The organism is Pseudomonas sp. CIP-10 (assembly GCF_020911845.1).
GTDB lineage: Bacteria > Pseudomonadota > Gammaproteobacteria > Pseudomonadales > Pseudomonadaceae > Aquipseudomonas > Aquipseudomonas alloputida.
Window position 1 is genome coordinate 4,014,259 of sequence record NZ_CP087160.1, and the last position, 21,569, is coordinate 4,035,827.

Genomic DNA, 21,569 nt, shown 5'->3' on the forward strand with positions numbered 1-21,569 from the left:
AGGCCAGTTATCATTTATGAGAATTCTAATATATGAGAATTTAGAAATGCGCAAGGGTCCAAGGTAAGATGCCCGACCAACGCCGCATGCCGAGATCCCTGAATGCCTTCAGCTCTACCCCAGCTTGACCGTGCAGTAGTGGGCCAGCGCCTGCGCCAGGTGCGCAAGGCGCGCCAGATGACCCTCAAGCAATTGTCCGAAGCCAGTGGTGTGCCGCTGTCCACGTTGTCGAAGATGGAACTGGCGCAGGTGTCGGTCAGCTATGAAAAACTGGCCGCTGCTGCGCGGGCGCTGAATGTCGATATTGCCCAGCTGTTCCGCGCCAGCGGCACGGTCAGCGCCCCGGTGCCGGTGACCGTGGTGGTTGACTCACTGCCCGCAGCGGCGGGTTATTCGACCGGCACCTACGACTATTATCCGATTGCCGGGGATTTCCCCGCGCGACGCATGACACCGGCTTATGCCCGCATCATTGCCCGGGAACGCGGCCAGTTCGACGATTTTATCCGCCACCCCGGGCAAGAGTTCGCGCTGGTGCTGAGCGGGCGCGTGCGCATTGAGTTCGAGACCGGTGAAGCGGTCAGCATCGGGCCGCAGGAGACGGCGTATTTCGACAGCCAGGTGGGGCACATCTACCTGTCGGAAAGTGATGACGGTGGTGATGCCCATGTCATGGTGGTGATGACTGATCGTTGATCGGTCACGCCCGCCCAAGGCAAACCCGGTTATAACCTAATAACGAACAAGTCTATTTGGCTATAAAAAAATCTATATGCTGACTGGCATCCGATAACGGGCAAAGTTGGGCAGTCGAGTAGCGTATGGATGTAGGTTCTTTCGGTTTCACCATTGCTGGCCTGGTCGTGGGCTTCATCGTCGGTATGACCGGCGTCGGTGGCGGCTCGCTGATGACCCCGATCCTGTTGTGGTTTGGTATCCACCCGGCGACCGCTGTCGGTACCGACCTGCTGTATGCAGCGATCACCAAGGCCAGTGGCGTCTGGGTGCATGCGCGCAACAAGAACATCGACTGGAAGATCACCGGCCTGCTCAGCCTGGGCAGCGTGCCCGCAGCGGCGCTGACCCTGTGGTTCCTCAGCACCCTGCACACCGACACCTCGGCGCTCAACGCCATCATCAAGCAAGGCCTGGCGGTGGTGCTGATCCTGACCGCGCTGGCCATCCTGTTCAAATCGCGCCTGCAGGCCTTCGCCAGCCGCCATGCCGGTGATCACTACCACCTCAGCGACCGTAGCCTGAACACCCTCACGGTGCTGACCGGCGTGGTGCTTGGAATAATGGTCACCCTCACCTCCATCGGTGCTGGCGCCCTGGGTACAGTGGCGCTGTTCCTGCTGTACCCGTTCCTGGTCACCCGTCGCCTGGTCGGTACCGAAATTGCCCACGCCGTGCCACTGACCTTGGTAGCAGGCCTGGGCCACGCGGGCATGGGCAACATGGATTGGTCGCTGCTGGGCTACCTGCTGCTGGGCTCGCTGCCAGGCATCTATCTGGGTAGCCACCTCACCGGGCGAATCTCCGACCGCGTGCTGCGCCCTTGCCTGGCAACGATGCTGCTGCTGATCGGTTACAAGCTGGCGTTCTGAGCCTTAGCCCAGGCGCAACCGCCACTGCCCGGTAAAGCTCAGTTCCAGACGTGACAGCGGCAGCACGTCAATTCGCTGCCCGGCACTCATCGGACACCCAAGCACCTGTACCAGCATGGCGCGTATGACCATCGGGTGGGTCACGGCCAGCCAGTCACCCGGCCTGTCAAAGGCCGCCAGCCAAGCGGCCAGGCGCTGGCATAGCGCAGCGAACGACTCGCCACCATGCACGGCACTGGCCGGATCCCGCAGCCATTCTGCCAACGCCTGCGGTTGCTCGGCTTGTAGCTGCTTCAACGACAAACCCTGCCAACGCCCAAGGTCGCAATCGGCCAAGCCCGGCTCGACCTGTACCGCCCCCGTTAACCACGCCGCCGTCTCGCAGGCCCGCCGCTCTGGCGCACTCAGCAGTTGCACGCCTGATCGGTCGGCGTCTGCCTGTCGGGCTAGCGGCAGGATGCCATCATCCGTATGGTGCAGGCGCCCGTTCTTCTGGGCCTGGGTCAGGGCATGGCAGATTAGGGTCAGGCGGATGGCTTTCACCAGGCATTTCTCGCAGCGGGCTGGGGTGCATGGTTTAGCACGCTGCGAGACGTTTGGCTGCAACAATGTCGCCGGCCATTCGCGACCCGATTGACTTGCGATTGGGCCGCAAGGCGGCCCTTTGGATCAGAAGTTGATATTCAGCGCAGCAAACACCGCCCTGCCCGGCTGGTTATACGTGTTTGCCCCCGAGCTGCTGGCGTTGCCGCCGCGCAGGATCTGCTTGTCGAAGACATTGTTCACGCCTACCCGCACGTCGTAGTTGGCATTGAACTTGTACCCGGCGCTCACGTCCACCAGGCCATAGGCCTCGACGTCCTGCTGGGCGGCCTTGTCGTAGTCCTGCTGGGTGCGGTAGTTGTAGGTCGGCGATTTTTGCTTGCCGAAGTAAGTACCCGCTACCTGGAATGACAGCTGCTCGGTCGCGCGCCAGTCGAGGCTGGTGTTGACGGTGTATTCCGGGATCACCGACAGCGGCTCGCCCGTTTCGCGATCATCGTTGTCGAGCATCCAGGTCAGGTTGGTGTTCCAGTCCAGGGTCGGGGCCAACTCGATGAAGAAGTTGCCTTCGACACCTTCCACCCGCGCCTTGCCGGCGTTGTCCCACTGCGTCACGCGGCTGCCGGTACCCATGGTGTAAAGCACATCGGTATCACCGATGATCTTGTTCTTGTAGTCGTTGCGGAAGTAGGTGGCACTGGTGCGCCAGGTACCACGGTCGTACAGCAGGCCGATTTCCTTGTTGACGCTGATCTCGGGCTTGAGGTCGGCGTTGCCCTGCAGGTAGCAGCCACCATTGTTGGCCTGTTGCACGCTGCAGCCATTACCGCGGCTGTACAGCAGGTAGTTGGGGTTGGACTGGTACAGGTTCGGAACCTTGTAGGCACGGGCGATGCCGCCTTTTACCGACAGCGCTTCGGTCAGCTTGTGCGACAGGTTCAGGCTGGGGCTGAAGTTGTCACCGAAGCTTTCGTGGTGGTCGAAACGCAGGCCCGGCGTAAGGGTGGTGTCGCCAACGATGATGTTGTCTTCGACAAACAGCGCATAGCTGCGTGCGGTCATCTTCGAACTGCTGCGATCGAAGCCGACAAGGCCGTCATTGTGGGTGGGGTCGGAGCTTTGCGGGCGCAACGAACCTTGGTCGTTGAGGGTTTCGTACAGGTACTCGCCACCCAAGGTAAGCACATGTTCTGTGCTGCCCATGGCGAACGGCAGGTTCACCTCACTGCTCAGGCGTGTGTTGCGTAAACGGGACATGGCCCCACCTTCGTCGCTTGGGGCACCTTCGGTGCGGCCAGCCAAGCCCTCGTTAAGGCGCCAGTTGCGTACGTATTCGTAGGCCAGTGTGGTCTTGCTGGTACCCCAGGTGAAATCACCGAGGTGGGTCAGGTCATAAGTACTGCGCTGCATCACGTTGGTTTCGTGGCCGTAGAGGCTGGAGACGAAGTCGACGTCTCCGCCGCCGTTGCTGTTCATGGTGTCGCCGGCAAAAATGTTGCCCTGACGGCTGTAGCCGGCACTGGCTTCCAGGCGGTGCTCGTCGTTCAGTTTCCAGCTGAGCAGGCCGTTGATGTCCTTGTTGCGAACGCCTTCTCGCCCCGCAACCAGGGCGCTGGTGGCATGCCCGGCGTTGATGTCCAGATCGTCGGCGTCAGTCTTGGCCAGGCCACCGTACAGGCGCAAACCCAGGTTATCGGTCAGGCCGCCACCGAGGTTGAAGTTGGCTCGCCGGCTGGCGCCTTCTGCGCTGTCTTCGGGCAGTTGCGTGTACAGGCTGACGCTGCCTTTCAGCTCGTCGGAAGGACGCTTGGTGATGATATTGACCACCCCGCCCATGGCGCCGGAGCCGTAGCGTGCGGCGGCCGGGCCACGCAGGATCTCGATGCGCTCGACCGCTTCGGCCGGCACCCAATTGGTTTCACCCCGAGTATCACGGTCACCGTTCCAGCCATAGCGCACAGCGTTGCGCGCGCTGGATGGCTTGCCGTCGATGAGGATCAACGTGTTCTCCGGGCCCATGCCGCGCAGGTCGATCTGCCGGTTGTTTCCGCGTGCGCCACTGGCACTGTTGCCGGTCAGGTTAACCCCGGGCTCGCGGCGGATGATGTCGGACAGGTCATTGGCCGGTGGGTGGCGCTTGATGTCCTCGGCCGTGATGATCGACGTGCCCAGGGCCTGTCGCGCCTCGCGCTCGGCGGTGATCAGGGTGTCCTGGATCACCAGCGCGTTGTCGGCGACGGGCGCTTCCACTACCTCACCCGCACGCAGCTCCTCGGACTCTGCCGCAGTCGCCAGCATGGACGGCGACGCCAGCGCGACGAACGCCAGGGCCAGGCTGTTGGATGAAGTTCTGCACTGCATGGGTACATCTCCTGCGATTCATGAGCGAAAAGGCACATCCCTGTCGGAAACCGGGAGCCCTCGCCCACCGGCCCCGCACTCAGTTTGGCGGCCAACAGGGGTGGTAAATATAGAGAGTCGCAAATGCGAGTAAATCTTATTTACGAAGTTTACATGTTTGTAACTGAACTTTGCTGAACCGTGATCTTTGGCACAGCGAGGCTCGCGAGGCTCGCTGTGGGAGCAACGGTCTTGCTCAACATCTGATAAGCCTTCGCGGTCTGTAAGAGCGGGTTTACCCGCGAACACCGGCGAAGGCACCCTATGACGGAATGACCACCCTGCATTCATGGACAGTTCAGTCATGTCCGCAGGCTGTTGCTGCCATCCACCTATCCGATTTGCATCCTGTGTGCAGGCATCTACAGTTTCGACGTACAACGCTGCGGAGAGACCAGATGCGTGGCGATGACAACAGCTGCGCGAACACTGCCAAAAGCCCGCCGAAGATGCCCCGCAGTATCTGGGCGCTGGGCTTCGTGTCGATGTTGATGGACATTTCCTCGGAGATGATCCACGCCCTACTGCCCCTGTACATGGTCAGTGTGCTCGGCGCTTCGGTGATAGCGGTGGGGCTTATCGAAGGAATCGCCGAGTCGACCGCATCGTTCACCAAGGTGTTCTCTGGTGCCCTCAGCGACCGACTGGGTAAACGCAAGCTGCTGACAGTCCTCGGCTACGGCCTCAGTGCGCTGATGAAGCCGGTATTTCCCATGGCTCCCGGACTTGAGTGGCTGACTGCGGCACGCTTCGTCGACCGCGTCGGCAAAGGTATTCGGGGGGCACCACGCGATGCGCTGGTGGCCGATGTTACGCCGGTCGAGCTGCGCGGCGCGGCGTTCGGCCTGCGTCAGGCGCTCGATACCATAGGCGCTATCCTCGGGCCATTGCTGGCGATCGTGTTGATGTGGTTGACAGCGAGCCATTTCCAGACCGTGTTCTGGGTAGCTATTATCCCGGCGTTCGTGGCGGTGTATATCCTGATTGCCTTCGTTCACGAACCTGCGGCCCCAGCGATGGGGCGTCCGGTGCGCTCACCGTTGGCACTACACGAGCTGCGGCGCCTCGGGCCGGTCTATTGGCGCCTGATCGGTCTGGCCACGTTGTTCACCCTCGCCCGTTTCAGCGAGGCCTTCTTGCTGCTGCGGGCTCAGAACATAGGCCTGACACCGCTATGGGCGCCGGCGGTACTGGTATTGATGGCGATGGCCTACTCACTGTCGGCCTACCCTGCCGGCGTGTTGTCGGACCGAGTGGGGCGCCGTGGCGTGCTGATGGCCGGGCTAGGCCTGCTGATCACTGCCGACCTGCTGCTGGCCCTTTTGCCAGGATGGGCCGGGCTTGCCTTTGGGGTAACGGCCTGGGGCCTGCACCTGGGCTTCAGCCAGGGCATTTTCTCTGCCATGATCGCCGACAGCGCCCCCGCCAACTTGCGCGGTACCGCCTTCGGCCTGTTCAACCTGCTGACCGGTGCGGCGCTGCTGATAGCCAGCGTGGTAGCCGGATTGCTGTGGGAGCGTGCAGGGTTCCAGGCAACCTTCCTGGTTGGTGCAGGGTTTGCCGTCACCACCCTTGCAGGGCTGACGCTGCTGCGCTGAACCTGGCTAGCCTGGCGGTTCACGGCTGCAGCGCACGCAGGTTGAACAGTTCCATCCTGTAACCCGAACGCTCCCGCCGCAGGGGTCGAACGCCTGGCCAGGGAGCACGGCCTGCCGGTGAAGGCGTTCGAGTGGTTCGGGTCACCAAGGATGTCGGCAATGCACGCAGTGAAGGGGCCAAGCTGATCGCGATGCTGGATGGCGATCTCCCCCTCAAGCCGAACTAGGCCAGCACAGCCTCCTGCTCCAGCAACGACCAACCGCCATGCCCATCCACCTCAAGCCGGTGAGTATGGAACGCTGCCAGCGTGCTGCGGTGGCCGACACTGACCAGCAATGCACTCGGCATTTCCGAACGCAACAACGCATACAGGGCATGCTCGAGCCCCTCATCCATCGCCGAGGTGGACTCGTCGAGAAACACCACCTCAGGCCGGTTGAACAGTACCCGGGCGAACGCCAGACGCTGCTGCTCGCCCACCGAGAGGATGTGTGACCAGTCACAGCTGACGTCCAGACGCTCGGCCAGGTGGGCCAGGTTGACCTGGCGCAGTGCCTGCTGCATGAGCAACTCATCCTTGGAATTACTGGCTGCCGGGTAGGCAATGACGGTACGCAAGTCACCCAGCGGCAGGTACGGGCGTTGCGACAGGAACAGTGCCTGATGCCCCGTTGGCCGCCTGACCTTGCCTTCGGCATACGGCCAAAGACCCGCCAGGGCACGCAGCAGCGTGGTTTTACCACTGCCCGATGGCCCTTTGATCAACAACGCCTGGCCGGCATGCAGGCTCAGGTCCAGGTCGGCGATAAGGGCATGTCCGTCCGGGCGCAGCACCTGCAATCCCGCGATCTGCAGCGCATGCGCCTGGTCTTCGGTGGTGACGCGCGGCAACGCACTTGCCTGCTGGTTGGCATCGAGAAAGCCGGTGAGACGGTCAAGGGTCGCGCGGTACTGCGCGAACGCATCGTACGACTCACGGAAGAACGACAAAGAATCCTGCACCTGCCCAAAGGCCTGGGAAGTTTGCATGACGTCGCCCAGCTTGATCGCCCCACTGAAGAAGCGCGGCGCCTGAAGAATGAACGGAAACACAACGGCTACCTGACTGACACCCAAGTTGAAGCCACTGAACTTCAAGTTCCGGTACACCAATGCCCAGGCATTCACGATCAAGGCAGCAAAACGGCCGAGCAACGTGCCCCGCTCGACTTGCGAACCTTGGTAGAAGGCAATGTTCTCGGCGTTCTCACGCAGACGCATCAACGCGTAACGGAAGTTGGCGGTGAGTTTCTCGTTGAGGAAGTTAAGCCGGATCAGCGGGCGCCCAAGGCGGAAGGCGACCCAGGTGGCGACGATGACATACAGGTAAACGGCAAATACCATCGCCCGAGGGATCTCTACGCCGGCCACCGTCAACGGTGCCGACAGCCCCCATAGGATGCCGGTGAACGCCACGAGCGAAACCAGCGCACTGACTGCGCCCAGGGCAAGGGTGACCGAGTTGGTGACAAAAGCGTTAACGTCCAGTTCGATACGTTGGTCAGGGTTGTCCACTGGCTCGGCAAGGAACTGGCCACGGTAATAGGCATCGCCCTGCATCCAGTCGTGGGTCAGGCGCTCGGTCAGCCAGACCCGCCACTTGATACTGAATGCCTGGCTGACATAGAAGGTGAACAGCGAGCGCAACACATGGATGGTAGCCAGCACTGCGAAGACGCCGAGCAGGTACCAGAACGCCGCCTGGTCAAGGCCCTGCAAGGCGCTGTAGAAGCCGTTGTACCAGAACGAAAAAAGAACGTTTAGGCGAACCGAAAACAGCGTCAGGACCAGCAGCAGGGCAAACACCAGCAACGGCCGCCAACTGCGCCTGAAACTGAAATAGGGCCCGGCAAGCTGCCAGAACTGGCTGCCCCAGCGTGTACAACGCACCGCCAGAGTTGCGGCTGCAGTGAAGCTGACAAGGGTGATGAACGAGGCGATTGCCAGCCAGCTTAGGCTCTCTTGCAGGGCCTGATGCCAGTTCATTTCCATGGTAAGTATCCGTGCTGAGTATTTCCGCGAGCGTAGCATTACGCTGTCATTCGTCAGGTATAAATGACGCACATTTCATGATTTGTAGGAGCGGGGTTACCCGCGAAAGGGCCGGCCTTGCTGGCCAATCTCCACCCGCCGCTCACCGTTGCCGCCGCCACCGTATTCGCGGGTAAACCCGCTCCTACACAGATTGGTGGTGGACACACATCGGGGGGTGGACACAGGCCGTCGTAGGAGCGGGTTTACCCGCGAACACCGGCGAAGCCGGTGCCCTCCACCGAGCTGCCTGTTCCCACAGTGATTCGAGCAGGTCCAGTTTTTTGCCCACAAAGACAAAACCCCTACCTGCATGCGCAGATAGGGGTTTTGCGAAATGAATCTTGACGATGACCTACTCTCACATGGGGAAACCCCACACTACCATCGGCGATGCATCGTTTCACTACTGAGTTCGGGATGGGATCAGGTGGTTCCAATGCTCTATGGTCGTCAAGAAATTCTGTTGCCAGAATGTCCAGATGGACAGCCCAGCGAATTCGGATATGCGATATTTGCGAAGCTCTTGTGTAAAGCACAAATTTTCGGGTCTTTCGTCTTCACCACCGCAATCTGCGTCAGCAAATTGCTTGGGTGTTATATGGTCAAGCCTCACGGGCAATTAGTATTGGTTAGCTCAACGCCTCACAGCGCTTACACACCCAACCTATCAACGTCGTAGTCTTCGACGGCCCTTTAGGGGATTCAAGATCCCAGTGAGATCTCATCTTGAGGCAAGTTTCCCGCTTAGATGCTTTCAGCGGTTATCTCTTCCGAACATAGCTACCCGGCAATGCCACTGGCGTGACAACCGGAACACCAGAGGTTCGTCCACTCCGGTCCTCTCGTACTAGGAGCAGCCCCTCTCAAATCTCAAACGTCCACGGCAGATAGGGACCGAACTGTCTCACGACGTTCTAAACCCAGCTCGCGTACCACTTTAAATGGCGAACAGCCATACCCTTGGGACCGGCTTCAGCCCCAGGATGTGATGAGCCGACATCGAGGTGCCAAACACCGCCGTCGATATGAACTCTTGGGCGGTATCAGCCTGTTATCCCCGGAGTACCTTTTATCCGTTGAGCGATGGCCCTTCCATACAGAACCACCGGATCACTAAGACCTACTTTCGTACCTGCTCGACGTGTTTGTCTCGCAGTCAAGCGCGCTTTTGCCTTTATACTCTACGACCGATTTCCGACCGGTCTGAGCGCACCTTCGTACTCCTCCGTTACTCTTTGGGAGGAGACCGCCCCAGTCAAACTACCCACCATACACTGTCCTCGATCCGGATAACGGACCTGAGTTAGAACCTCAAAGTTGCCAGGGTGGTATTTCAAGGATGGCTCCATGAGAACTGGCGTCCCCACTTCAAAGCCTCCCACCTATCCTACACAAGCAAATTCAAAGTCCAGTGCAAAGCTATAGTAAAGGTTCACGGGGTCTTTCCGTCTAGCCGCGGATACACTGCATCTTCACAGCGATTTCAATTTCACTGAGTCTCGGGTGGAGACAGCGCCGCCATCGTTACGCCATTCGTGCAGGTCGGAACTTACCCGACAAGGAATTTCGCTACCTTAGGACCGTTATAGTTACGGCCGCCGTTTACCGGGGCTTCGATCAAGAGCTTCGCTTGCGCTAACCCCATCAATTAACCTTCCGGCACCGGGCAGGCGTCACACCCTATACGTCCACTTTCGTGTTTGCAGAGTGCTGTGTTTTTAATAAACAGTCGCAGCGGCCTGGTATCTTCGACCGGCATGGGCTTACGGAGCAAGTCCTTAACCCTCGCCGGCGCACCTTCTCCCGAAGTTACGGTGCCATTTTGCCTAGTTCCTTCACCCGAGTTCTCTCAAGCGCCTTGGTATTCTCTACCTAACCACCTGTGTCGGTTTGGGGTACGGTTCCCAGTTATCTGAAGCTTAGGAGCTTTTCTTGGAAGCATGGTATCAACCACTTCGTCGCCTAAAGGCAACTCGTCATCAGCTCTCGGCCTTGAAATCCCGGATTTGCCTAAGATTTCAGCCTACCACCTTAAACCTGGACAACCAACGCCAGGCTGGCCTAACCTTCTCCGTCCCTCCATCGCAATAACTGGAAGTACAGGAATATTAACCTGTTTTCCATCGACTACGCTTTTCAGCCTCGCCTTAGGGACCGACTAACCCTGCGTCGATTAACGTTGCGCAGGAAACCTTGGTCTTTCGGCGTGCGAGTTTTTCACTCGCATTGTCGTTACTCATGTCAGCATTCGCACTTCTGATACCTCCAGCAAGCTTCTCAACTCACCTTCACAGGCTTACAGAACGCTCCTCTACCGCATCATCATACGATGATACCCGTAGCTTCGGTGCATGGTTTGAGCCCCGTTACATCTTCCGCGCAGGCCGACTCGACTAGTGAGCTATTACGCTTTCTTTAAAGGGTGGCTGCTTCTAAGCCAACCTCCTAGCTGTCTAAGCCTTCCCACATCGTTTCCCACTTAACCATGACTTTGGGACCTTAGCTGACGGTCTGGGTTGTTTCCCTTTTCACGACGGACGTTAGCACCCGCCGTGTGTCTCCCATGCTCGGCACTTGTAGGTATTCGGAGTTTGCATCGGTTTGGTAAGTCGGGATGACCCCCTAGCCGAAACAGTGCTCTACCCCCTACAGTGATACATGAGGCGCTACCTAAATAGCTTTCGAGGAGAACCAGCTATCTCCGAGCTTGATTAGCCTTTCACTCCGATCCACAGGTCATCCGCTAACTTTTCAACGGTAGTCGGTTCGGTCCTCCAGTCAGTGTTACCTAACCTTCAACCTGCCCATGGATAGATCGCCCGGTTTCGGGTCTATACCCAGCGACTAAACGCCCTATTAAGACTCGCTTTCGCTACGCCTCCCCTATTCGGTTAAGCTCGCCACTGAATATAAGTCGCTGACCCATTATACAAAAGGTACGCAGTCACCTAACAAAGTAGGCTCCCACTGCTTGTACGCATACGGTTTCAGGTTCTATTTCACTCCCCTCTCCGGGGTTCTTTTCGCCTTTCCCTCACGGTACTGGTTCACTATCGGTCAGTCAGTAGTATTTAGCCTTGGAGGATGGTCCCCCCATATTCAGACAAAGTTTCTCGTGCTCCGTCCTACTCGATTTCATTGATAAGAGATTTTCGTGTACGGGGCTATCACCCACTATGGCCGCACTTTCCAGAGCGTTCCACTAATCTCAAACCAACTTAAGGGCTGGTCCCCGTTCGCTCGCCACTACTAAGGGAATCTCGGTTGATTTCTTTTCCTCAGGGTACTTAGATGTTTCAGTTCCCCTGGTTCGCCTCTTGCACCTATGTATTCAGTACAAGATAACCAGCTTATGCTGGCTGGGTTCCCCCATTCAGAGATCTCTGGATCACAGTCTGTTTGCCGACTCCCCAAAGCTTATCGCAGGCTACCACGTCTTTCATCGCCTCTGACTGCCAAGGCATCCACCGTATGCGCTTCTTCACTTGACCATATAACCCCAAGCAATCTGGTTATACTGTGAAGACGACATTCGCCGAAAATTCGTACGTTGCTCTTTCGAGCAGAACTCACAAATTTTACCTTAGCCTGATCCACCAGCAGTGAAACTGGTGTTCAGTCTATATCTATCACATATCCGAATTTTTAAAGAACGATCTGACAAAAGTCAGAAATCAACATTCGACACGAATGCTCATTTCTGAGTTTGATCAAGGTACAGCAAGTGGTGGAGCCAAGCGGGATCGAACCGCTGACCTCCTGCGTGCAAGGCAGGCGCTCTCCCAGCTGAGCTATGGCCCCGCATATTGGTAGGTCTGGGCAGATTTGAACTGCCGACCTCACCCTTATCAGGGGTGCGCTCTAACCAACTGAGCTACAGACCTATATAGGGTCTTGATCGTCTTCGACAATGAATCAAGCAATTCGTGTGGGAGCTCATCAGTAGGCTGATGTCGTCGATTAAGGAGGTGATCCAGCCGCAGGTTCCCCTACGGCTACCTTGTTACGACTTCACCCCAGTCATGAATCACACCGTGGTAACCGTCCCCCCGAAGGTTAGACTAGCTACTTCTGGTGCAACCCACTCCCATGGTGTGACGGGCGGTGTGTACAAGGCCCGGGAACGTATTCACCGCGACATTCTGATTCGCGATTACTAGCGATTCCGACTTCACGCAGTCGAGTTGCAGACTGCGATCCGGACTACGATCGGTTTTGTGAGATTAGCTCCACCTCGCGGCTTGGCAACCCTCTGTACCGACCATTGTAGCACGTGTGTAGCCCAGGCCGTAAGGGCCATGATGACTTGACGTCATCCCCACCTTCCTCCGGTTTGTCACCGGCAGTCTCCTTAGAGTGCCCACCATAACGTGCTGGTAACTAAGGACAAGGGTTGCGCTCGTTACGGGACTTAACCCAACATCTCACGACACGAGCTGACGACAGCCATGCAGCACCTGTGTCAGAGTTCCCGAAGGCACCAATCCATCTCTGGAAAGTTCTCTGCATGTCAAGGCCTGGTAAGGTTCTTCGCGTTGCTTCGAATTAAACCACATGCTCCACCGCTTGTGCGGGCCCCCGTCAATTCATTTGAGTTTTAACCTTGCGGCCGTACTCCCCAGGCGGTCAACTTAATGCGTTAGCTGCGCCACTAAAATCTCAAGGATTCCAACGGCTAGTTGACATCGTTTACGGCGTGGACTACCAGGGTATCTAATCCTGTTTGCTCCCCACGCTTTCGCACCTCAGTGTCAGTATCAGTCCAGGTGGTCGCCTTCGCCACTGGTGTTCCTTCCTATATCTACGCATTTCACCGCTACACAGGAAATTCCACCACCCTCTACCGTACTCTAGCTTGCCAGTTTTGGATGCAGTTCCCAGGTTGAGCCCGGGGCTTTCACATCCAACTTAACAAACCACCTACGCGCGCTTTACGCCCAGTAATTCCGATTAACGCTTGCACCCTCTGTATTACCGCGGCTGCTGGCACAGAGTTAGCCGGTGCTTATTCTGTCGGTAACGTCAAAACAGCAAGGTATTAGCTTACTGCCCTTCCTCCCAACTTAAAGTGCTTTACAATCCGAAGACCTTCTTCACACACGCGGCATGGCTGGATCAGGCTTTCGCCCATTGTCCAATATTCCCCACTGCTGCCTCCCGTAGGAGTCTGGACCGTGTCTCAGTTCCAGTGTGACTGATCATCCTCTCAGACCAGTTACGGATCGTCGCCTTGGTGAGCCATTACCCCACCAACTAGCTAATCCGACCTAGGCTCATCTGATAGCGCAAGGCCCGAAGGTCCCCTGCTTTCTCCCGTAGGACGTATGCGGTATTAGCGTTCCTTTCGAAACGTTGTCCCCCACTACCAGGCAGATTCCTAGGCATTACTCACCCGTCCGCCGCTGAATCAAGGAGCAAGCTCCCGTCATCCGCTCGACTTGCATGTGTTAGGCCTGCCGCCAGCGTTCAATCTGAGCCATGATCAAACTCTTCAGTTCAATACTGCTTGGGTTTTTAAGAAACCCTAAACTTGGCTCAGCAATCTCAAATGACTATGTGATTTCTCGCATGGTCACTTGTGATGCTGATAATCTTTTTGACTACCAGTCCGTACTCACAAGCACCCACACGAATTGCTTGATTCAATTTGTTAAAGAGCGTTTGGTTAAGAGCTTTTCGTCTCAACCGAGGCGCGCATTCTACGCTTTCCTCAGAGCCTGTCAAGCGTTTATTTTGAAGTTTTTGCGAGAAACTCGTTTAGCTTCAAACACTTGACTCAACACAGTGGCTAGCTTTGCTTCGCTACCGCGTTGGAGTGGTGCGCATTATAGGGAGGCCATCGAGAAGGTCAACCTTTAATTTCAATGATTTGAAATATTTCTGGCAAAACCGCTTAAGGGCTACCACCCACCCCACCAATTGCGCACTATATTGCTCAACACCTCCCTCGCCAAAGGATTGCCGCACTTAAATGAACACCCAGCCCCGCAGCCTGGCCGCCACCCTCTTCCCGATCGGCCTACTGCTTATCGCCATGGCATCGATTCAGTCCGGCGCCTCTCTGGCCAAAAGCATGTTCCCCATCATCGGCGCACAAGGCACCACCACCCTGCGCCTGATCTTCGCCAGCATCATCATGCTGCTTATACTGCGCCCGTGGCGGGTACGCATGACCGCCAACACGTTGCGCAACGTGGTCATCTACGGCATGGCACTGGGCGGCATGAACTTCCTCTTCTATATGGCCCTGCAAACGGTACCCATCGGTATCGCCGTGGCCCTGGAATTCACCGGCCCGCTGGCCGTGGCGATCTTCTCCTCGCGCCGACCGATCGATTTCCTGTGGATTGCCCTCGCCATCGCTGGGCTGCTGCTGTTGCTGCCAGCAGGTCACAGCGGCCAGGCACTCGACCCAGTGGGCGCCACCTATGCGCTGGGGGCGGGTGTGTGCTGGGCGCTGTACATTCTGTTCGGGCAACGTGCAGGGGCCGAGCACGGCATCCAGAGCGCGGCCCTGGGGGTGGTAGTCGCCGCCCTGTTCGTCGCCCCCATCGGTATCGCCCACGCCGGTAGCACTCTGCTCACACCTGCCGTGATCCCCATGGCGTTGGCCGTTGCAATACTGTCCACTGCCCTGCCATACAGCCTGGAAATGGTTGCCCTCACGCGAATCCCGGCGCGCACGTTCGGCACCCTGATGAGCATCGAACCGGCATTTGGCGCCTTGTCCGGCCTGCTTTTCCTCGGCGAGGTGCTGACGCTTACTCAATGGCTGGCGATTCTGGCAATCATTACCGCCTCGGTCGGCACCACCCTGTCCATGCGCAAGGCACCCAGCCCGGCCATCGCAGCAGACTGATATGAGAAATATTTTCATTTGAGAAAGGATTAGTGATTGTAGCAGCCCGTCTCGCTGATTAAGCTGTCACAGAATCATCATCTTTACGCTATCTACTGGGCCGAACACGGACGCTGGGGAAGGTTCAGGAAGAACCGAAGCGACAACGACAGGGTCGTGACAACTGATTTGCCCTGCATTTAAGGACAGGAATGAAACGAATTTTTCTCATCCTGGCCATCTTGGCTATTGCTGGATGTGCCGCCACAGCCAAGACCGAGGTCAAAAGGGGCAAGAAGGGCCTGCATATCAATTGCTCCGGCCTTTCTTCCTCGTGGGACAATTGCTACAGCAAGGCCGCAAGCTCTTGCAGCACGCGCGGCTACCGGGTTGTTGCGCGTTCGGGCGATAGCGATGAAGAAGCTGGTGACTACTTGTTCGGCATCAACCCGGCGGGTTACACCAGCCGTAGCATGATCGTCATCTGTAAATAGAGAAAAGGGCAGATCGCAAACTGCCCTTTTCATCTGCGTTACAGCGGTGCAGTACGCACCTCCAACCAAGCTAACGCATCCCCTTGGAGCAAGGGCGCCAGGCGCTCACGTACGCGGGCGTGATAGCCGTTCAGCCACTCCACCTCTTCCTTGGTCAGCAGCTCGGGCAACAGACAGCGGGTGTCGATAGGGCACAGCGTCAAGGTCTCGAATTGCAGGAAGTCACCGAAGGCACTCCTCCCCGCTTCGCGGTTGACCACCAGGTTCTCGATGCGAACGCCCCACTGCCCCGGGCGGTACGTACCCGGCTCGATCGAGCTGATCATGCCCGCTTGCATGGCCGTCTGCGGTGCGGGTGCCGCCTGGTAGGCGATTACTTGAGGCCCCTCGTGCACGTTCATGAAGTAGCCCACCCCGTGGCCGGTACCATGGCCATAGTCGACCTGGTCAGCCCAGATCGGCGCCCGGGCAATGGCGTCGAGCAACGGCGACAGTACCCCTCGCGGGAACGTGGCACGCGACAGCGCAATCATGCCCTTGAGTACACGGGTGCAGTCCTGCTTCTGTGCCTGGCTGGGGTTACCGACCGGCACCATGCGGGTGATGTCGGTAGTGCCGCCCAGGTATTGACCGCCCGAGTCGATCAGCAGCAAGCCATTACCCTCGATGAGCGCATGCGACTGCTCGGTGGCACGGTAGTGTGGCATCGCGCCATTGCCATTGAAGGCGGCAATGGTAGAAAAGCTCAGTGACACGAAATCAGGGCGTCGAGCACGCGCGGCACTCAATTGCTCGTCAACCGTCAGCTCCGTAATGACCTCCCGGCCGAGGTTCGCCTCGAACCAGGCGAAAAACTCGCACAAGGCTGCGCCGTCCTGCTCCATGACCTGGCGAATATGCACCAGGTCGTCGTCACCCTTGCAGGACTTGCTCAGCGTGGTGGGGTTTAGCCCCTCGACAAGAACCACCTCTGCCGCCAGGTTGTCCAGCAGGCCGCAGGTCACCCGGGCCGGGTCCACCAGCAGCCGCGCCCCCGCAGGAACGGTGCCAAGCGCCTTGCCTGCTTCGCTGTAGTCGCGCACCTCGATGCCGTCGACCTCCAGCACATGACGCAGGTGCGCGTCCACCTTGTCCTGGCCCACGAACAGGATGGCCTGCTGCTGATTGATCAGGGCAAAGGCCAGGAAAACCGGATTGTAAGAAACATCGCTGCCGCGCAGGTTGAACAGCCAGGCAATGTCATCCAGGGTTGCGATGAAGTGCCAGTCGGCCCCCTTGGCCAGGATGCCCTGGCGCAATTGCGCGAGCTTTTCCGCCCGGCTCACCGTGGCGTGTGGCGGCAGGTGCTGGTACACCGGGTTGCCTGGCAGCGCCGGGCGCCCGTCCCAGACCTGACCCAGCAGGTCCATGTCAGTCACCAGCTGCGCCCCACGCGCCTTCAGCCGCTCGGCCAGCTGGCGCGCCGAAGCCAGGGCCATGACCGCACCATCCACTGCCACGCGACCGTTGGGCTCGACGTTTTCGCCCAACCATTCCAACGCTCCGGGTTTGCCCGGCAACAGTTTCATCAGTTCGATGCCGCTGCCCTCCAGCTCCTGAGCTGCCTGCTCCCAGTAGCGGCTATCGACCCACAGCCCGGCAAACCCAGGCGTCACCACCAGTGTACCGACCGAGCCCTGGAACCCCGAAAGCCACTGGCGCCCCTGCCAGTAACCGGGCAGGTATTCGGAAAGATGGGGGTCGGCCGAGGGTACCAGCAAGGCATCGATGCCCCCTGCCGCCATGGCTTGGCGCACGTGCACCAGTCGCTGCGGCACACTTTGCTCAAGGGTGGTCTGGACGTTCATGCGCTCTCCTGCGACTTCATAACGGTTGATCCAATAGGCCGATAATGGAACAGCCACCAAGGCGCTGCAATCGCGACGACCAAGATACGGCATGCATTGCCCACCACGCCCTGTGCCAATAGGACACTTCCTACAACAGGACCAGGACCACCGATCAAGTTCCCCTGAACTTCCCCAGGACACCGGCTTCACACACAGTACATTCATTGCACACAGGCAAATGACCATGCCCAGTGCCATCGAACGGAAAGCCGGCGTGGTGTTGCTTGACACCCGCGACCACACGCCCGAACACGAGCACGGCGTTCATCTCAAGCTTGCCGAAGGCCTGGCACGCTTGCTGGGCTGCCCACTTATACAGCCCATGCGGCCGCCAGGCGCTGCCGATGCCTACTATTATCTGCCAACCGAGACCCTGATCGACCCCAGACGATATGCCGCCTTGGGTATTTGCAGCGAGCAGGACCTGTTTGGCGGCATGGTGCCGTACCCCTACATGGCGACCAAGGCGATCTCTCACCCGTTACCAGCCGGGGCCAGCTTCCCGCCGGGCTGGACCGACGACTTCGCCCGACAGGCCAGCGATGCCCTGCTGCGCGGCTACACCGTGTTCAGCAAAGCCGACGCTCGCACTGCCGCACAGTTGCTGCTGCTCGACGGCCCGCTGAGGGTCAAACCGGTACTGGCCTGCGCAGGACGTGGGCAACAGGTCATCACCACTGCAGGCGCCCTGGAGCCTCTGCTGGCCGGTATGGATGACCAAACGTTGGCGCTGTGGGGCCTGGTGCTCGAAGAAGACCTGAGCCAGGTGCAAACCTTCAGCGTCGGCCAGGTGCGCGTCGCCGGCTTGACCTGCAGCTACTACGGCACCCAGCAATTGACACGTGACCATCAGGGTACCGAGGTCTACGGCGGTTCTGACCTGGTGGTGGTACGTGGCGACTATCAGGCGTTGCTACAGCTCCCACTGGACGACCACCTGCGCCTTGCCATCAACCAGGCCATGGTTTACGAACAAGCCGCCGAGCAGCACTTCCCGGGCTTTGTCGCTTCACGTCGCAACTACGACATCGCCCGCGGCATCAGCCCTTCGGGCCACCTGTGCAGCGGGGTGCTCGAACAATCCTGGCGCCTGGGTGGTGCCAGCAGTGCCGAACTGTTGGCCCTGCAGGCGTTTGCCGATGACCCCGCATTGCAACGGGTACGTGCCTCCACCCACGAAGTATTCGGCAACCCCGACCTGCCCACTGACGCCACCCTCTTTTACCAAGGAAACGACAGTGAACTCGGACAACTCAGTAAATTTGCGCGGATTCGCGAACATGGCCATTCAGAGTGAAACCGTTGAACTGCAGGTCGAGAATGACCGCATCGCCGGCACCTTGGTCAGTCCGGGCACCAAAATGCCGGGGATTCTCTTCGTACACGGCTGGGGCGGCAGCCAGCAACGTGACCTGGCCCGCGCCCGGCATATCACCGGGCTGGGATGCGTGTGCATGACCTTCGACCTGCGCGGTCACGAAAAGACCGAAAGCCAGCGCCTCACGGTCACCCGTGAACAAAACCTGCAGGACTTGCTGGTGGCTTACGATCGACTGGTCAGCCACCCGGCTGTCGACAGCAGCGCCATCGCCATTATCGGCAGCAGCTATGGCGGTTACCTGGCGACTCTGCTGACCCGCCAACGGCCAGTCAGATGGCTGGCCCTGCGGGTACCTGCCATGTACTGGGATGACGAATGGGGCACCCCGAAGCAAACCCTTGACCGTCAACGCCTGAATGCCTATCGCCAACGCCACCTGGGCCCGGCCGACAACCGCGCGCTGGCCGCGTGTGCCGAATTCGGCGGGGATGTGCTGCTGGTGGAGTCAGAGCAGGATGACTACGTGCCGCACAGTACCTTGATGAACTACCGCTCGGCGTTCGTCAACGCCCACTCGCTCACCCATCGCATCGTCGACGGCGCCGACCACGCACTGTCCAGCGAAGAGAGCCAGAAAGCGTACAGCTCGCTCCTGGCGGCATGGATCAGCGAAATGGTCATAGGTGCCCGCCTGGATCGCTACCCGCACTACGCACCTTGGTATGCCTGAGGACCGCCCACCTGGCAATGCAGGACGCCATCGTCGCCGCGCACCAGGCTACGCAGGGCCTGGTAGGCGGCGAAGTTGACGCCGCGTGCCTGATGCTGGCCCAGCAGGTCAAGAAAGGATTCCTCGATGAAGTGCACGGCCGCCGCCGCCCAGGCCTGGCGTGACTGCCATTGCAAGTACTGCAACACCCGGCTGCCATCGTCGCTGGCCTGGATGCTCACACCCTGCAGCCCTTCGCAACGCGCAGCCAACGCTTCACTACGGGCCACCAGGGCCTGAGCCAACGCTTGCTGGCACATACTGGGCACTTCGTATTCGATCATCTGGGTAAACCACAAGGCATGAGGTGATGCCAACATCGACAGTCTCCTGGCTACGTACGCATGCAGCGCGATGCCGAGCAGGGTAAAACCTCAAGCAAAGTCAAGGTCAAGTGGTTTCTATAGAGCCTCGCCGGATACCGCAAACCGCCGCCGATATTCACTCGGGGTAAGGCCAGTGACACGCTGGAATACCTTGCGAAACGCGCCCGGATCCTGATAGCCGACACCCCACGCGATCTGTTCGACGTTGCGCCGGGTAAACTCCAGCAAGCGGCATGCACGCCCCACCCTCACCTGCTGGCAATACTCGGTCGGGCGCAGCCCGGTAGCGGCACGAAAGCGCCGCAAGAAAGTGCGCGCCTCCAGCCCCGCGCAGGCCGCCATCGTGGCCAGGTCAGCATCCTGCCCGCCATTGCCCTGCAACCAGTGCTGCACCTTCAACACGGCCTCGTCGCCGTGATCCAGGCGCGGGTTGAACACAGCGCCGGGCAGCGGCGCCGCGACCGGATCGACGGCCAGATAGCGGGCGGTCTCCTGAGCCACCGTCGTCCCCAAAAAGCGCTCCAGCAGGCGCAAGCCGAGGTCCGTCCAGGCCATCAACCCTGCCGAGGTCACGATGTCGCCATCATCCAGCAACGGCTGCTGAGCCTCTACCCGCACCCTGGGGAAGCGCTGGGCAAGCGCATGCACATAATTCCAGTGCGTGCAGGCCGGGCGCCCGTCGAGCAAACCGCTGGCGGCAATGAAAAATACACCGATGCATACCGACGCCAGCACCGTACCACGCCCGTGCAGCAGGCACAGCGGCGCGCGATGACGTTCAAGCAACTCGGCTTGCGGAGCTGACTCCAGGCTTGGCGGAATGATCAGGACCCGCAGGCCTGGTACGGTGACAGCTGAGTTATCCGACGCAGGCAACAACTGCCCCGTCTCATCTGCCTGCCAGCAACTGACGCGAATGTGCGGCAGCTCGACGGCCCCCAGTTCGGCCGCAACCCGGTTGGCCACCAGGAACAGGTCGGCCAGGCCATGCACAGCGGCGCGCTGCACGCCGGGGTATAGCAGCAAGCCGATATCCAGGTTAGCGCCGGTGTCAGTTTTTGCCCGCATAGTGTCGTTCGCGCCAATCCTCAGGTGAGTGAACACAGCCTATAACTAACGTCTCTCGACGACTACTGCCACAGGAGGCAGCATGAGCAAGCAGGCACTGATCATCATCGACATCCAGAACGACTACTTCCCGGGCGGCAAGTGGCCCCTCGATGGCGCCGACCAGGCGGCCGACAACGCCGCCCGCCTGCTGGCGGCCGCACGCCAGCGCGGCGACCTGGTGGTCCATGTGCGGCATGAGTTCGACACTGCCGATGCGCCCTTCTTTGCCCCCGGCTCGCAGGGTGCGGCCATCCACGCCAAGGTCGAGCCATTGCCGAGCGAGCCGGTGGTGCTCAAGCACAAGGTCAACGCCTTCCTCGGTACCGATCTTGAGCACACGCTGGACCGGCATGGCGTCGAGGCGCTGACCATCGTCGGCAGCATGAGCCACATGTGCATTGACGCCGCCACCCGGGCTGCAGCCGATCTGGGCTATCAAGTGACTGTGGCGCACGATGCCTGCGCGACCCTGCCACTGGCGTTCGACGGCAAGCAGGTGCCGGCGGCTCATGTGCATGATTCGGCGATGGCGGCGTTGGCGTTTGCCTATGCCAATGTGGTGAAGACCGACGAGCTGCTGAAAAGCTGATCGGCTTGAGA

General features: G+C 59.3%; 14 protein-coding genes, 2 tRNA genes and 3 rRNA genes. 8 read left to right on the forward strand and 11 right to left on the reverse strand.

The annotated features are described in order from the left end of the window. The first annotated feature begins 102 nt into the window (after window positions 1–102). Both LMH93_RS18150 and LMH93_RS18155 read left to right on the forward strand, forming a co-directional pair. Window positions 103–696, forward strand: a complete 594-nt coding sequence (locus LMH93_RS18150) for a helix-turn-helix domain-containing protein (RefSeq protein ID WP_012053085.1) — start codon at window positions 103–105, stop codon at window positions 694–696. A 125-nt stretch (window positions 697–821) separates the two neighbouring features. Then, window positions 822–1,607, forward strand: a complete 786-nt coding sequence (locus LMH93_RS18155; protein ID WP_003250191.1) for a sulfite exporter TauE/SafE family protein — start codon at window positions 822–824, stop codon at window positions 1,605–1,607. Between the two features lie 3 nt (window positions 1,608–1,610). Here the strand turns inward: LMH93_RS18155 and LMH93_RS18160 are convergent, their stop codons facing one another. Continuing rightward, the gene (locus LMH93_RS18160; protein WP_003250189.1) at window positions 1,611–2,150 is read right to left on the reverse strand and encodes a histidine phosphatase family protein; all 540 of its coding nucleotides are present in this window, start codon (window positions 2,148–2,150) and stop codon (window positions 1,611–1,613) included. Window positions 2,151–2,276: 126 nt separating this feature from the next. Then, a complete protein-coding gene (locus LMH93_RS18165) occupies window positions 2,277–4,511 on the reverse strand; it encodes a TonB-dependent siderophore receptor (protein ID WP_173880825.1) in 2,235 nt (744 codons plus the stop codon). A 437-nt stretch (window positions 4,512–4,948) separates the two neighbouring features. Between LMH93_RS18165 and LMH93_RS18170 the strand changes: the two genes are divergently transcribed. Then, a complete protein-coding gene (locus LMH93_RS18170) occupies window positions 4,949–6,148 on the forward strand; it encodes an MFS transporter (protein WP_230064435.1) in 1,200 nt (399 codons plus the stop codon). Window positions 6,149–6,371: 223 nt separating this feature from the next. Here LMH93_RS18170 and LMH93_RS18175 read toward each other — a convergent pair whose 3' ends face one another. The 6 genes from LMH93_RS18175 to LMH93_RS18200 all read right to left on the reverse strand — a co-directional run bounded on the left by LMH93_RS18175 (window position 6,372) and on the right by LMH93_RS18200 (window position 13,720). Continuing rightward, complete coding sequence (locus LMH93_RS18175; RefSeq protein WP_108191185.1) at window positions 6,372–8,180, reverse strand: ABC transporter ATP-binding protein/permease; 1,809 nt, start codon at window positions 8,178–8,180, stop codon at window positions 6,372–6,374. 381 nt (window positions 8,181–8,561) lie between these two features. Then, a 5S ribosomal RNA gene (gene rrf, locus LMH93_RS18180) occupies window positions 8,562–8,677 on the reverse strand. Window positions 8,678–8,820: 143 nt separating this feature from the next. Then, window positions 8,821–11,713 (reverse strand): 23S ribosomal RNA (locus LMH93_RS18185). A 234-nt stretch (window positions 11,714–11,947) separates the two neighbouring features. After that, a tRNA-Ala gene (locus LMH93_RS18190) sits at window positions 11,948–12,023 on the reverse strand. A gap of 6 nt (window positions 12,024–12,029) precedes the next feature. Further along, window positions 12,030–12,106 (reverse strand) — tRNA-Ile (locus LMH93_RS18195). A 77-nt stretch (window positions 12,107–12,183) separates the two neighbouring features. After that, a 16S ribosomal RNA gene (locus LMH93_RS18200) occupies window positions 12,184–13,720 on the reverse strand. Together the 16S, 23S and 5S rRNA genes with 2 tRNA genes alongside form the textbook arrangement of a ribosomal RNA operon. A gap of 473 nt (window positions 13,721–14,193) precedes the next feature. On the opposite strand from LMH93_RS18200, the gene rhtA reads away from it, so the two are divergent. Both rhtA and LMH93_RS18210 read left to right on the forward strand, forming a co-directional pair. After that, window positions 14,194–15,081: a threonine/homoserine exporter RhtA gene (rhtA, locus tag LMH93_RS18205; protein WP_185280158.1), complete on the forward strand. Its 888-nt coding sequence runs from the start codon at window positions 14,194–14,196 to the stop codon at window positions 15,079–15,081. A gap of 191 nt (window positions 15,082–15,272) precedes the next feature. Further along, entirely contained in the window at window positions 15,273–15,554 is a 282-nt protein-coding gene (locus LMH93_RS18210; RefSeq protein WP_108191639.1) for a hypothetical protein, read from the forward strand. A 38-nt stretch (window positions 15,555–15,592) separates the two neighbouring features. On the opposite strand, the gene LMH93_RS18215 is transcribed toward LMH93_RS18210, so the two are convergent. After that, entirely contained in the window at window positions 15,593–17,401 is a 1,809-nt protein-coding gene (locus tag LMH93_RS18215) for an aminopeptidase P family protein (RefSeq protein WP_019752064.1), read from the reverse strand. Between the two features lie 220 nt (window positions 17,402–17,621). On the opposite strand from LMH93_RS18215, the gene LMH93_RS18220 reads away from it, so the two are divergent. Together LMH93_RS18220 and LMH93_RS18225 are read left to right on the forward strand one after the other, a co-directional pair. After that, window positions 17,622–18,740 carry a DUF3182 family protein gene (locus tag LMH93_RS18220; protein WP_185280157.1) on the forward strand — a complete coding sequence of 373 codons (1,119 nt, stop codon included), beginning with the start codon at window positions 17,622–17,624 and terminating at the stop codon, window positions 18,738–18,740. Beyond that, window positions 18,724–19,494 (forward strand): alpha/beta hydrolase family protein, encoded by a 771-nt coding sequence (locus LMH93_RS18225; protein WP_180689557.1) that lies wholly within the window; start codon window positions 18,724–18,726, stop codon window positions 19,492–19,494. The genes LMH93_RS18220 and LMH93_RS18225 overlap by 17 nt, the downstream gene beginning before the upstream one ends. On the opposite strand, the gene LMH93_RS18230 is transcribed toward LMH93_RS18225, so the two are convergent. Next, window positions 19,473–19,853, reverse strand: a complete 381-nt coding sequence (locus LMH93_RS18230) for an antibiotic biosynthesis monooxygenase (RefSeq protein ID WP_014753863.1) — start codon at window positions 19,851–19,853, stop codon at window positions 19,473–19,475. The genes LMH93_RS18225 and LMH93_RS18230 overlap by 22 nt on opposite strands. Window positions 19,854–19,934: 81 nt before the next feature. Further along, the gene (locus LMH93_RS18235) at window positions 19,935–20,927 is read right to left on the reverse strand and encodes a GlxA family transcriptional regulator (protein WP_004577150.1); all 993 of its coding nucleotides are present in this window, start codon (window positions 20,925–20,927) and stop codon (window positions 19,935–19,937) included. Between the two features lie 82 nt (window positions 20,928–21,009). Between LMH93_RS18235 and LMH93_RS18240 the strand changes: the two genes are divergently transcribed. Continuing rightward, window positions 21,010–21,558 carry a cysteine hydrolase family protein gene (locus LMH93_RS18240; protein ID WP_003250137.1) on the forward strand — a complete coding sequence of 183 codons (549 nt, stop codon included), beginning with the start codon at window positions 21,010–21,012 and terminating at the stop codon, window positions 21,556–21,558. Window positions 21,559–21,569 lie beyond the last annotated feature (11 nt).